Source organism: Streptomyces sp. CA-249302 (genome assembly GCF_050936785.1).
In the GTDB taxonomy this organism is placed as follows: Bacteria; Actinomycetota; Actinomycetes; order Streptomycetales; family Streptomycetaceae; genus Streptomyces.
Genome location: NZ_JBNJMG010000001.1, coordinates 1,800,762 through 1,813,099 on the forward strand (window position 1 = coordinate 1,800,762; position 12,338 = coordinate 1,813,099).

The 12,338-nt window shown below is 70.4% G+C and carries 10 protein-coding genes and 1 pseudogene; 1 reads left to right on the plus strand and 10 read right to left on the minus strand.

The window, feature by feature from the left end; translation table 11 throughout:
* Positions 1-12: 12 nt before the first annotated feature.
* From carB to pyrR, 6 genes are all read right to left on the minus strand, one after another.
* Positions 13-3,321 carry a carbamoyl-phosphate synthase large subunit gene (carB, locus tag ACQEWB_RS08110; protein WP_432828545.1) on the minus strand — a complete coding sequence of 1,103 codons (3,309 nt, stop codon included), beginning with the start codon at positions 3,319-3,321 and terminating at the stop codon, positions 13-15.
* On the minus strand, positions 3,314-4,456 hold the full coding sequence (carA, locus tag ACQEWB_RS08115; RefSeq protein WP_432828547.1) for a glutamine-hydrolyzing carbamoyl-phosphate synthase small subunit: 1,143 nt from the start codon (positions 4,454-4,456) through the stop codon (positions 3,314-3,316). Before carA ends, carB begins: the two co-directional genes overlap by 8 nt.
* The gene (locus ACQEWB_RS08120) at positions 4,453-5,019 is read right to left on the minus strand and encodes a hypothetical protein (RefSeq protein WP_432828549.1); all 567 of its coding nucleotides are present in this window, start codon (positions 5,017-5,019) and stop codon (positions 4,453-4,455) included. The genes carA and ACQEWB_RS08120 overlap by 4 nt, the downstream gene beginning before the upstream one ends.
* The gene (locus ACQEWB_RS08125) at positions 5,016-6,302 is read right to left on the minus strand and encodes a dihydroorotase (RefSeq protein WP_432828551.1); all 1,287 of its coding nucleotides are present in this window, start codon (positions 6,300-6,302) and stop codon (positions 5,016-5,018) included. The genes ACQEWB_RS08120 and ACQEWB_RS08125 overlap by 4 nt, the downstream gene beginning before the upstream one ends.
* 4 nt (positions 6,303-6,306) lie before the next feature.
* Positions 6,307-7,287, minus strand: a complete 981-nt coding sequence (locus ACQEWB_RS08130) for an aspartate carbamoyltransferase catalytic subunit (protein WP_432828553.1) — start codon at positions 7,285-7,287, stop codon at positions 6,307-6,309.
* Between the two features lie 106 nt (positions 7,288-7,393).
* Positions 7,394-7,978, minus strand: coding sequence for a bifunctional pyr operon transcriptional regulator/uracil phosphoribosyltransferase PyrR (gene pyrR, locus ACQEWB_RS08135; RefSeq protein WP_432828555.1), 585 nt, complete (start codon positions 7,976-7,978; stop codon positions 7,394-7,396).
* 253 nt (positions 7,979-8,231) lie between these two features.
* On the opposite strand from pyrR, the gene bldD reads away from it, so the two are divergent.
* Complete coding sequence (gene bldD, locus ACQEWB_RS08140) at positions 8,232-8,735, plus strand: transcriptional regulator BldD (RefSeq protein WP_242774960.1); 504 nt, start codon at positions 8,232-8,234, stop codon at positions 8,733-8,735.
* 162 nt (positions 8,736-8,897) lie between these two features.
* Here bldD and nusB read toward each other — a convergent pair whose 3' ends face one another.
* The 4 genes and pseudogenes from nusB to ACQEWB_RS08160 form a co-directional block, all read right to left on the minus strand.
* Positions 8,898-9,332, minus strand: coding sequence for a transcription antitermination factor NusB (gene nusB / locus ACQEWB_RS08145; RefSeq protein WP_432828557.1), 435 nt, complete (start codon positions 9,330-9,332; stop codon positions 8,898-8,900).
* A gap of 2 nt (positions 9,333-9,334) precedes the next feature.
* Positions 9,335-9,901: an elongation factor P gene (gene efp / locus ACQEWB_RS08150; RefSeq protein WP_389519587.1), complete on the minus strand. Its 567-nt coding sequence runs from the start codon at positions 9,899-9,901 to the stop codon at positions 9,335-9,337.
* Between the two features lie 49 nt (positions 9,902-9,950).
* A complete protein-coding gene (locus tag ACQEWB_RS08155; RefSeq protein ID WP_432828560.1) occupies positions 9,951-11,057 on the minus strand; it encodes an aminopeptidase P family protein in 1,107 nt (368 codons plus the stop codon).
* A 188-nt stretch (positions 11,058-11,245) separates the two neighbouring features.
* Positions 11,246-12,166 (minus strand): annotated as a pseudogene (locus tag ACQEWB_RS08160) (Pro-rich N-terminal domain-containing protein); the annotation flags it as partial.
* Positions 12,167-12,338 lie beyond the last annotated feature (172 nt).

Sequence of the window (12,338 nt, forward strand, 5' to 3'; positions counted from 1 at the left end):
CCTCGTCGGCTGCTAGTCGCGGGCCGCGGTCAGGTGTTCCGCGTGTTCCTGGAGCGAACGGACCCCCACGTCACCGTGGTTGAGGGCGTCGATGCCCTGGACGGCCGCGGCGAGCGCCTGGACCGTCGTCAGGCACGGGACCGACCGCGCCACGGCCGCCGTACGGATCTCGTAGCCGTCGAGGCGGCCGCCGGTGCCGTACGGGGTGTTGACGATGAGGTCGACCTCGCCGTCGTGGATGTACTGGACGATGGTCTTCTCGCCGTTCGGGCCGGGCCCCTCGGACTGCTTGCGCACCACCGTGGCGTTGATGCCGTTGCGCTTGAGGACCTCGGCCGTGCCGGAGGTGGCGAGCAGCTCGAAGCCGTGGGCGACCAGCTCGCGCGCCGGGAAGATCATCGAGCGCTTGTCGCGGTTGGCGACCGAGATGAACGCGCGGCCCTTGGTCGGCAGCGGACCGTAGGCGCCGGCCTGCGACTTGGCGTACGCCGTGCCGAAGACGGAGTCGATGCCCATGACCTCGCCGGTGGAGCGCATCTCCGGGCCGAGGACCGTGTCGACGCCCCGCCCGTGGATGTCGCGGAAGCGCGACCACGGCATGACCGCCTCCTTGACGGAGATCGGCGCGTCCAGCGGGAGCTCGCCGCCGTCGCCGCCCGCCGGAAGCAGCCCCTCGGCGCGCAGTTCGGCGACGGTCGCGCCCAGCGAGATCCGGGCGGCGGCCTTCGCGAGCGGCACCGCGGTCGCCTTCGAGGTGAAGGGGACGGTGCGGGACGCGCGCGGGTTGGCTTCGAGGACGTAGAGGATGTCGCCGGCCATCGCGAACTGGATGTTGATCAGCCCGCGCACGCCGACGCCCTTGGCGATGGCCTCCGTCGAGGCCCGCAGCCGCTTGATGTCGAAGCCGCCCAGGGTGATCGGGGGCAGCGCGCACGCCGAGTCGCCGGAGTGGATACCGGCCTCCTCGATGTGCTCCATCACGCCGCCGAGGTACAGCTCCTCACCGTCGTAGAGGGCGTCGACGTCGATCTCGATGGCGTCGTCCAGGAAGCGGTCGACGAGGACCGGCCGGGAGGGGCTGATCTCGGTCGACTCGGCGATGTAGGAGGACAGCCGGGTCTCGTCGTAGACGATCTCCATGCCGCGTCCGCCGAGGACGTACGACGGCCGGACGAGGACCGGGTAGCCGATCTCGTCGGCGATGGCCTTGGCCTCGGCGAAGGTGGTGGCCGTGCCGTGCTTGGGGGCCGGCAGGCCCGCCTCGGCGAGCACACGCCCGAAGGCGCCCCGGTCCTCGGCCGCGTGGATGGCCTCCGGCGAAGTGCCCACGATCGGCACGCCGTTGTCCTTGAGCGCCTGGGACAGACCCAGCGGGGTCTGACCGCCCAGCTGGACGATGACACCGGCGACCGGACCGGCCTGCTGCTCCGCGTGGACGATCTCCAGCACGTCTTCCAGCGTCAGCGGCTCGAAGTACAGGCGGTCGGAGGTGTCGTAGTCCGTGGAGACCGTCTCGGGGTTGCAATTGACCATCACGGTCTCGTACCCGGCGTCGCTCAGCGCGAAGGACGCGTGCACGCACGAGTAGTCGAACTCGATGCCCTGGCCGATGCGGTTGGGGCCGGAGCCGAGGATGATGACGGCCGGCTTCTCGCGCGGAGCGACCTCCGTCTCCTCGTCGTAGGAGGAGTAGAAGTACGGCGTCCGGGCGGCGAACTCGGCGGCGCAGGTGTCGACCGTCTTGTAGACCGGGCGGATGCCGAGGGCGTGCCGCACCTCGCGGACGACGTCCTCGCGCAGGCCGCGGATCTCGCCGACCTGCTGGTCCGAGAAACCGTGCCGCTTGGCCTCGGCCAGCAGCTCCCGGGTCAGCTCCGGCGCCTCGGCCAGCTCGTCGGCGATCTCCTTGATGAGGAAGAGCTGGTCGACGAACCAGGGGTCGATCTTCGTGTACTCGAAGACCTCCTCGGGCGTGGCGCCCGCGCGGATGGCCTGCATGACGGTGTTGATACGGCCGTCGGTGGGCCGGACGGACTCCGCCAGCAGGGCGGCCTTGTCGCCGGGCTCGCCGACGAAGGTGAACTGGCTGCCCTTCTTCTCCAGCGAGCGCAGCGCCTTCTGGAAGGCCTCGGTGAAGTTGCGGCCGATGGCCATGGCCTCGCCGACCGACTTCATGGTCGTGGTCAGCGTGGAGTCGGCCTGCGGGAACTTCTCGAAGGCGAAGCGCGGGGCCTTCACGACCACGTAGTCGAGCGTGGGCTCGAAGGAGGCCGGGGTCTCCTGCGTGATGTCGTTCGGGATCTCGTCGAGGGTGTAGCCGACGGCCAGCTTGGCCGCGATCTTGGCGATCGGGAAGCCGGTCGCCTTGGAGGCGAGGGCCGAGGAGCGCGACACCCGCGGGTTCATCTCGATGACGATCACGCGACCGTCCTCGGGGTTCACCGCGAACTGGATGTTGCAGCCGCCGGTGTCGACGCCGACCTCGCGGATGACCGCGATGCCGATGTCACGCAGGATCTGGTACTCGCGGTCGGTCAGCGTCATCGCGGGCGCGACGGTGATCGAGTCGCCGGTGTGCACGCCCATGGGGTCGAAGTTCTCGATGGAGCAGACGACCACGACGTTGTCGTGCTTGTCGCGCATCAGCTCCAGCTCGTACTCCTTCCAGCCGAGGATGGACTCCTCCAGGAGCACCTCGGTGGTCGGCGAGAGGGTGAGGCCCTGGCCTGCGATGCGGCGCAGCTCCTCCTCGTCGTGCGCGAAGCCGGAACCTGCGCCGCCCATGGTGAAGGACGGGCGGACCACAACGGGGTAGCCGCCGAGCGTGTCGACGCCCGCGATCACGTCGTCCATGGAGTGGCAGATGACCGAGCGGGCGGACTCGCCGTGCCCGATCTTGCCGCGGACGGCCTCGACGACGCCCTTGAAGAGGTCGCGGTCCTCGCCCTTGTTGATGGCCTCGACGTTGGCGCCGATCAGCTCGACGCCGTACTTGTCGAGCGTGCCCGCCTCGTGCAGCGAGATGGCCGTGTTGAGGGCCGTCTGGCCGCCCAGGGTGGGCAGCAGGGCGTCGGGGCGCTCCTTGGCGATGATCTTCTCGACGAACTCGGGGGTGATCGGCTCGACGTAGGTGGCGTCGGCGATCTCCGGGTCGGTCATGATCGTCGCCGGGTTGGAGTTCACCAGGATGACCCGCAGGCCCTCGGCGCGCAGGATGCGGCACGCCTGGGTGCCGGAGTAGTCGAACTCGGCGGCCTGGCCGATGACGATCGGGCCGGAGCCGATGACCAGGACGGACTGGATATCGGTGCGCTTAGGCACGCTGGCCCTCCATCAGAGCTGTGAAGCGGTCGAACAGGTAGGCGGCGTCGTGCGGGCCCGCAGCCGCTTCGGGGTGGTACTGGACGCTGAAGGCCGGCTGGTCGAGGAGCTGAAGCCCCTCCACCACGTTGTCGTTCAGGCAGACGTGGGAGACCTCGGCGCGCCCGTAGGGCGTGTCGGAGACCTTGTCGAGCGGCGCGTCGACGGCGAAGCCGTGGTTGTGCGCGGTGACCTCGACCTTGCCGGTCGTACGGTCCTGCACCGGCTGGTTGATGCCCCGGTGGCCGTACTTGAGCTTGTAGGTGCCGAAGCCCAGCGCGCGGCCCAGGATCTGGTTGCCGAAGCAGATGCCGAAGAGCGGAGTCCTGCGCTCCAGCACACCCTGCATGACGGAGACGGCGTGGTCGGCGGTGGCCGGGTCGCCGGGTCCGTTGGAAAAGAAGACCCCATCGGGGTTGGCGGCGTACACGTCCTCGACGGTGGCCGTCGCCGGAAGCACATGCACCTCGATGCCGCGCTCGGCCATCCGGTGCGGGGTCATGCCCTTGATGCCGAGGTCGACCGCGGCGACGGTGAACTTCTTCTCGCCGATCGCCGGGACGACGTACGCCTCCTTGGTGGCGACCTCCGCGGAGAGGTCGGCGCCCTTCATCTCGGGGGCCTGGCGCACCTCGGCGAGCATGGTGCCGTCGTCGGGCAGCGCGTTGCCGGAGAAGATGCCGACGCGCATGGCGCCGCGCTCACGCAGATGGCGCGTCAACGCGCGCGTGTCGATGCCGGAGATGCCGACGACGCCCTGGCCCCGCAGTTCCTCGTCGAGGGAGCGCCGGGAGCGCCAGTTGGAGGGCACGCGCGCGGGGTCGCGCACGACGTAACCGGCGACCCAGATCTGCTTGGACTCTGGGTCCTCGTCGTTGACGCCGGTGTTGCCGACGTGCGGGGCGGTCATCACGACGACCTGGCGGTGGTACGACGGGTCGGTCAGGGTCTCCTGGTAGCCGGTCATGCCGGTCGAGAAGACCGCCTCGCCGAAGGTCACCCCCACGGCCCCGTAGGCACGGCCGCGGAAGATCCGGCCGTCCTCCAGGACGAGTACGGCGGGAGTCTTGTCGGCTCCCCTGGTGGAGGTCGTCATCGTGCGCCTTCCGTTTCCGTCTTGTTGATCATCGAGTTGATGGCGTCGACCCACTCGGGGTGTTCGGCCGCGTGGTCCGAGCGGAAGCCCGAGTCGATCAGCTTGTCGCCGTGCGCCCAGGTCACCACCAGCAGTCCGCCCTCGGTGAGGACCTTGCCGGCGATGCCCTTGCCCAGCAGGGCCTCGCGCAGCGCCTCACGCGGGACGAAGAAGTCCGTCGCTCCGGGCCGTACGACGTCCAGTCCCGCGTCCGTCAGTGTGAGCTCGACCCGGCTGCGGGTGCCGAGGCCGTGCGCCACGATGCGGTCGAGCCACTGACCGGCGGTGGTGGAGCCGTGGTAGCGGCCGCTCATGCTCAGTCTCACCGGGCCCAGGTCATCCGGCGCGGTGGGCAGCTCGGGGACATCGCCCTGGAGCGTGCCGCGCCACTTCCAGCCCTCGCGCATCAGCCAGTAGACGAGCGCGACGAAGAGCGCGAGCCCGACGAGCCAGCCGATACGTCCGGCCCAGTCGGTGACCTCGGCCGACTTCTTCTCGGCCGCGAGGAGGATTACAGGTGTCACGTGAGCTTCCCGTCGACGAGCGTGGCCTTGCCCCGGAGCCACGTGTGCGTCACACGGCCCGGCAGCTCACGCCCCTCGTACGGGGTGTTCCGGCTGCGCGAGGCGAAGCCCGCGGGGTCCACGGACCCACGGTATTCCGTGTCGACGAGCGTGAGGTTGGCGGGCTCACCAGCCGAGACGGGACGCCCGTGCCCCGCCGCCCGCCCGATCTCGGCGGGCTTGACGGACATACGCTCGGCGACCCCGGCCCAGGTGAGGAGCCCGGTGTCCACCATGGTCTCCTGCACCACTGACAACGCGGTCTCCAGGCCGACCATCCCCATGGCGGCCGCGGCCCACTCGCAGTCCTTGTCCTCGTGCGGGTGCGGGGCGTGGTCGGTGGCGACGATGTCGATCGTGCCGTCGGCCAGCGCCTCGCGCAGGGCGAACACGTCCCGCTCGGTGCGCAGCGGCGGATTGACCTTGTAGACGGGGTTGTACGTCCGTACCAGCTCGTCGGTGAGGAGCAGGTGGTGCGGGGTGACCTCGGCGGTGACGTCGATGCCGCGGGACTTGGCCCAGCGCACGATCTCCACCGAGCCCGCGGTCGACAGATGGCAGATGTGCACCCGGGAGCCCACGTGCTCGGCGAGCAGGACATCCCGGGCGATGATCGATTCTTCGGCCACCGCGGGCCAGCCGCCGAGGCCCAGCTCGGCGGAGACGATGCCCTCGTTCATCTGGGCGCCCTCGGTCAGCCGCGGCTCCTGCGCGTGCTGCGCGACGACCCCACCGAAGGCCTTCACGTACTCCAGGGCGCGGCGCATGATCACGGCGTCGTCGACACACTTGCCGTCGTCGGAGAAGACGGTGACGCCCGCGGCGGACTCGTGCATCGCGCCCAGCTCGGCGAGCTTCCTGCCCTCCAGGCCGACGGTGACGGCGCCGATGGGCTGCACGTCGCAGTAGCCGTGCTCCTGGCCGAGCCGGTAGACCTGCTCGACGACGCCGGCGGTGTCGGCGACCGGGAAGGTGTTGGCCATGGCGAAGACGGCCGTGTAACCGCCGCTCGCCGCCGCGCGCGTTCCGGTCAGCACGGTCTCGGAGTCCTCGCGGCCGGGCTCGCGCAGATGGGTGTGCAGGTCGACCAGGCCGGGCAGCAGCACCTTGCCACCGGCCTCGACGACCTCGGCGCCCTCGTCGGACAGCCCCGTGCCGACGGCCTCGATGACCGCGCCGTCGATCAGGACGTCCTGCGGCTCGCCGCCGAGCACCTTCGCACCACGGATCAGGATCTTGCTCATGTTCTTACTTCTCCTCGGTGGTGCGGGCGTGGCTGACGGCAGGCTCGTTGCCGCCGAGCAGCAGGTACAGGACGGCCATCCGGATGGAGACTCCGTTTGCGACCTGCTCGACGACGGTGCAGCGGTCGGAGTCGGCGACCTCGGCGGTGATCTCCATGCCGCGGACCATCGGACCGGGGTGCATCACGATGGCGTGCTCGGGCATCCGTGCCATGCGCTCGCCGTCGAGGCCATAGCGCCGCGAGTACTCGCGCTCGGTCGGGAAGAACGCGGCGTTCATGCGCTCACGCTGGACGCGCAGCATCATCACCGCGTCGGACTTGGTCAGCGTGGAGTCGAGGTCGTACGACACCTCGCAGGGCCAGGTCTCGACGCCGACCGGCACGAGGGTGGGCGGCGCGACCAGGGTGACCTCGGCTCCGAGGGTGTGCAGCAGGTCGACGTTGGAGCGAGCGACCCGGCTGTGCAGGACGTCGCCGACGATCGTGATGCGCTTGCCGGACAGGTCCTGGCCGAGCCCGGCGTCCCGGCCGACCAGGCGCCGGCGCATGGTGAACGCGTCCAGCAGGGCCTGCGTCGGATGCTGGTGGGTGCCGTCGCCGGCGTTGATGACGGCGGCGTCGATCCAGCCGGAGTTGGCGAGCCGGTACGGCGCTCCGGAGGCGCCGTGCCGGATGACCACGGCGTCGACGCCCATGGCCTCCAGGGTCTGCGCGGTGTCCTTCAGGGACTCGCCCTTGGAGACCGACGAGCCCTTGGCCGTGAAGTTGATGACGTCCGCGGAGAGGCGCTTCTCGGCGGCTTCGAAGGAGATACGTGTGCGCGTGGAGTCCTCGAAGAAGAGGTTGACGACGGTACGTCCGCGCAGGGTCGGCAGTTTCTTGATCGGCCGGTCGGCGACCCGGGCCATCTCCTCGGCGGTGTCGAGGATCAGGACGGCGTCGTCGCGGGTGAGGTCGGCGGCCGAGATGAGATGACGCTGCATCTTTCAGGCTCCGTAAGGCAGTTCAGGTCGGGAGAACTCGGGCGGCACGCACGCGCGTGGAGGCGCGCCGAGCGGGCGTACGGCAGCGCCGTACGCCTTGTGCGTGCTACTGGGTCGGCTTGGCACCGAGCAGCACGGTGTCGCGACCGTCCTCCTCGGCGAGCTGGACCTTGACCGTCTCCCGCAACGACGTGGGGAGGTTCTTGCCGACGTAGTCGGCGCGGATGGGCAGTTCGCGGTGGCCGCGGTCGACGAGGACCGCGAGCTGGACCGCGCGCGGGCGCCCGATGTCGTTCAGGGCGTCCAGGGCGGCGCGGATGGTGCGGCCGGAGAAGAGCACGTCGTCGACGAGGACGACGAGGCGGCCGTCGAGGCCGTCACCGGGGATCTCGGTGCGGGCCAGCGCACGCGGCGGGTGCATGCGCAGGTCGTCGCGGTACATGGTGATGTCGAGGGAACCGCAGGGGATCTTGCGGCCGGTGATCTCCTCGAGCTTGGCGGCGAGCCGCTGGGCGAGGAAGACCCCTCGGGTCGGAATACCGAGGAGCACCACGTCGTCGGCGCCCTTGGCGCGCTCGACGATCTCGTGGGCGATGCGGGTCAGCACCCGCGCGATGTCCGGGCCCTCGAGTACGGGCCTGGCATCGGAAGCCGGAATTCCGGCCGAGTCCTGCGTGTCCTGCTTGTCCATACGAAACGGACCTCCTTCTCCGCCTCACGGGACGGACCTTAAAGGACGTCGGATTTGCGCCATCCACGTTAGCAGGCCCTTGCCGCGCCCCTGATCACCCCCCTGGCGTAATCGGCCACCGCTGCCACGGAAGAGTCGGTGTGGACCATTCGGCTTGACGCAGAAGCGTCACGCTGCGTAACCTCACAGTGAGTTACCAGACGCGCGGCTCGGACCCTCTGCAGCCGCGTCGACACAGTGTCCGGGGAGCTATATGTCCAGCGAATACGCCAAACAGCTCGGGGCCAAGCTCCGGGCCATCCGCACCCAGCAGGGCCTATCCCTCCACGGTGTCGAGGAGAAGAGCCAGGGACGCTGGAAGGCGGTCGTGGTCGGATCGTATGAGCGCGGCGACCGTGCCGTGACCGTACAGCGCCTTGCCGAGCTGGCGGATTTCTATGGGGTCCCGGTGCAGGAGCTCCTGCCGGGCACCACCCCGGGCGGCGCCGCCGAGCCGCCGCCGAAGCTGGTCCTGGACCTGGAGCGGCTGGCGACCGTGCCGGCCGAGAAGGCGGGCCCGCTGCAGCGGTATGCGGCGACGATCCAGTCGCAGCGCGGTGACTACAACGGCAAGGTGCTGTCGATCCGCCAGGACGACCTGCGCACACTCGCCGTCATCTACGACCAGTCCCCCTCGGTCCTCACCGAGCAGCTGATCAGCTGGGGCGTGCTGGACGCGGACGCGCGCCGCGCGGTCGCCTCCCACGAGGACAGCTGAGCCGCACAGCACTTCAGCAGAAACGTGCCGCCGGGGTGGCCGGAACTTCATGGTTCCGGCCACCCCGGCGGCTTTCTGCGGCCTCGGGGCGCCTCGTGGGCCCCGTAACGCCAGGGGGCCCGCAGCAGTCTCGCTGCGGGCCCCCTGGCAGTGCCGTACCTCTCAGGCCTCGTCCCGGCGGAGCGTCGGCTTCAGCTCCTTGAGCCGGCCGAGCAGGCCGTTGACGAAGGCGGGCGACTCGTCCGTGGAGAACTCCTTGGCGAGCTGCACCATCTCGTCGAGGACGACGGCGTCCGGGACCTCGTCGACCCAGATCAGCTCGTAGGCGCCCAGACGCAGGATGTTGCGGTCCACGACCGGCATCCGGTCCAGCGTCCAGCCCACCGAGTACTGCGCGATCAGCTCGTCGATCCGCCGCGCCCGCTTGGCGTAGCCCTCGACCAGCTGCATCGTGTACTCGCTCACCGGCGGCTGCCGGGTGTCGTCCCGGGAGAGCCGGATCCAGTCCGCGAGGACCGTCAGGACGTCCGCGCCGCGCTGGTCGCCCTCGAAGAGGATCTGGAAGGCGCGCTTGCGGGCCGTGTTGCGGGCAGCCACGGTTAGCTGTTCACCCGGCCGAGGTAGTCGCTGGTGCGGGTGTCGACCTTGATCTTCTCACCGGTGGTGATGAAGAGCGGGACCTGGATCTGGTGGCCGGTCTCCAGCTTGGCGGGCTTGGTGCCGCCGGTGGAGCGGTCGCCCTGCAGGCCCGGCTCGGTCTCCTCGACGACGAGCTCGACGGCGGCCGGCAGCTCGACGAAGAGCACCTCGCCCTCGTGCTGCGCGACGGTGGCGGTGAAGCCCTCGATGAGGAAGTTGGCGGCGTCGCCGACGGCCTTGCGGTCGACCATCAGCTGGTCGTACGTCTCCATGTCCATGAAGACGAAGTACTCGCCGTCCATGTACGAGAACTGCATGTCGCGCTTGTCGACAGTGGCCGTCTCGACCTTGACGCCGGCGTTGAACGTCTTGTCGACGACCTTGCCGGAGAGCACGTTCTTGAGCTTGGTGCGCACGAAGGCGGGGCCCTTGCCGGGCTTGACGTGCTGGAACTCGACGACGGACCAGAGCTGGCCGCCTTCGAGCTTGAGCACCAGGCCGTTCTTGAGGTCGTTCGTGGAAGCCACGGTTGCGGAATCTCCTGGACTGACGTGGACGACCCCGGGGCACGCACCTCTACAGCGCGAGCAGCTCCTTGGTCGTGATGGTGAGTAGCTCGGGTCCGCCGTCCGCCTCAGGGCGGACGACGAGCGTGTCATCGATCCGGACGCCGCCCCGGCCCGGGAGGTGGACCCCCGGTTCGACGGTGACCGGCACGCAAGCGTCCAGTTTACCCATGGCCGCAGGGGCCAGCTGCGGGTCCTCGTCGATTTCGAGCCCTACACCGTGTCCGGTCAGGGCCGGAAGGCCCTCACCGTATCCCGCGGAGTCCAGCACCTGCCGTGCCGCGCGGTCCACGTCCCGGTAGGCGGCGCCCGGTGCCAGGCTCTCCCGGCCGGCCCGCTGAGCGGCGAAGACCAGGTCGTACAGCTCGATCTGCCAGTCCGCGGGCGAGGTTCCGATGACGAAGGTACGGCCGATCTCGCAGCGGTAGCCGCGGTACGCCGCGCCCAGACAGACGGAGAGGAAGTCGCCCTCCTCGACACGGCGGTCGGTGGGGCGGTGGGCCCGGCGGCCGGCGTTGGGTCCGGTGGCGACGGACGTGGGGAAGGCCGGAGCGTCGGCGCCGTGGTCGATCAGGCGGCGTTCGAGTTCGAGGGCGAGGTGGCGTTCGGTGCGGCCGACGAGGATCGACTCCAGGAGTTCGCCGAGGGCCTGGTCGGCGATCTCGGCGCCGATGCGGAGGGAGGAGATCTCCTCCTCGTCCTTGATCACCCGCAGCTGTTCCACCGCGCCGCCCAGGTCCGCGACGCGGAGGCGGGGGGCGACCGAGCGGATGGCCCGGTGCCGGGTGACCGTGACGTGCCGCTCTTCCAGGGCGAGGGAGTCGGTGCCCCGGGACGCGGCGAAGTCGGCGGCCGCGACCGCGGGGTCGCCGAAGGTTCCGGGCAGGGTCTGGATGCGGAGGGACTCGTCGGGGCGGCCTTCGGCGGGCCGGTCCTCGGGCGGGTCCGTGCAGACCAGTACGTCCTCGGTCCTGCCGAGGAGCAGAACGGCGCCCTGCGGGGCGGGGCCTGCCAGGTAGCGGACGTTGGCCGGGTGGGAGACGAGCGCTGCCGCGTTGCCGGCGGCGTTGAACTGCTCCCGGAGCCGGGTTCGGCGGATTGCGTACATCTCGGACATGAGATGAGCGTAGGAGGGGTGGGGGTTTTGTGCCGGTTGGGGTGTCGTTCGGGGGACGGGGGTGCGACTTGATGCGGGATGCCGTGTGCGGGTTCGTGGGGGCTGGTCGCGCCCACGCGGCGGAGCCGCATATTGATACAGCCCCGCGCCCCTTGACGGCATGCAGTTGCCCTGCGATTACCAGTTCGGGGGCTTGCGATCGATCGTGCCAGTACGTCGTCCAGTACACGAGCCGTCTGCTGTACGTCCAACTGGCTGTTGTCGATGATCGGAAGGCCCGAGCCGTACCAGCCCGCCATGCGGCCGTGGATGCGGGCCACCTCCTCGTCGGTGAGGCGGCGGTTGCCGGCGCGTTGGGCGTTGCGTTCCAGGACGATTTCCAGGCCGGGGAGGAGGACGACCGGGAGGAGGCCGGGGCCCACGTGGCGTTTCCAGCCGCCCAGGCCCACGACCGGGCGGTCGGGGAAGACCGCGTCGTCGAGGATGCAGGAGATGCCGTTGGCCAGGAAGTTGCGCGCGGCGAAGCCGCAGGTGCGGCGGGCCAGGCGGTACTGGGCCTCGGAGTGGTCGTTCCAGCCGGACTGGGGGTCGGCGAAGCCCGAGCGGACCCACTCGCGTACGTCGTCGAGGCTGATGTGGGCGGTGGGGACCCGGCGGTGGTCCGCCCAGAACTTGGCGACGCTCGTCTTGCCGGCACCCGCGGGGCCGATCAGCAGGACCGCGAGAGTGGTGGCCGTCGGGTCGGGGGCCGCCGTGGTGGGCGGGGCGCTGGGCATGCCGACCGGGGCGCCCGGGGGCAGCGGGACGTGGCCGGTGGTGTCCGGCGCCGGGGGGTGGCCGGGGGGTGCGGTGTGGTGCGGGGTGGGCTGGACCGGTGCCGCGGGAGCGCCCGGGAAGCCGGGGGCGGGCGGCGGCGGGGGCACGGGGGCCGAACCCTGGGGCGGCGGAGGCATGGGCGCGGAGCCCGGAGGCAGCGGTGGGGACGCGGGGGGCGGACCCTGATGGGGGCCCGGGTGACCCGGGTGGTGTGCGGCCGGCGACCAGCCGGCGGCCGGTCCGTGCCCCGGCTGATGGGGCGGCGGCAGCGGAGCACCCACTGCGTCCTGCATCCGGTGCCACTCCGTCTCGTTCTGTGGGCTCGGTTCACCTCCGGGGCGCCACCGGCGCGCCCCTTCGGCTCGCTCGCCGCAGGCAATTGGCGCTGGCAGCGGGGCATGAACCCCGCTCCCCTACCGAACGGTACCTTCCCCGGCCGCCATTTGGTGAACGGCCGGGGACGGC

Coding starts and splice junctions, on each gene's coding strand:
- carA (WP_432828547.1), bottom strand. CDS start 4,456: ATGACGACCTCCACCAGGGGAGCCGACAAGACTCCCGCCGTACTCGTC.
- ACQEWB_RS08125 (WP_432828551.1), bottom strand. CDS start 6,302: ATGAGCAAGATCCTGATCCGTGGTGCGAAGGTGCTCGGCGGCGAGCCG.
- ACQEWB_RS08130 (WP_432828553.1), bottom strand. CDS start 7,287: ATGCAGCGTCATCTCATCTCGGCCGCCGACCTCACCCGCGACGACGCC.
- pyrR (WP_432828555.1), bottom strand. CDS start 7,978: ATGGACAAGCAGGACACGCAGGACTCGGCCGGAATTCCGGCTTCCGAT.
- bldD (WP_242774960.1), top strand. CDS start 8,232: ATGTCCAGCGAATACGCCAAACAGCTCGGGGCCAAGCTCCGGGCCATC.
- ACQEWB_RS08155 (WP_432828560.1), bottom strand. CDS start 11,057: ATGTCCGAGATGTACGCAATCCGCCGAACCCGGCTCCGGGAGCAGTTC.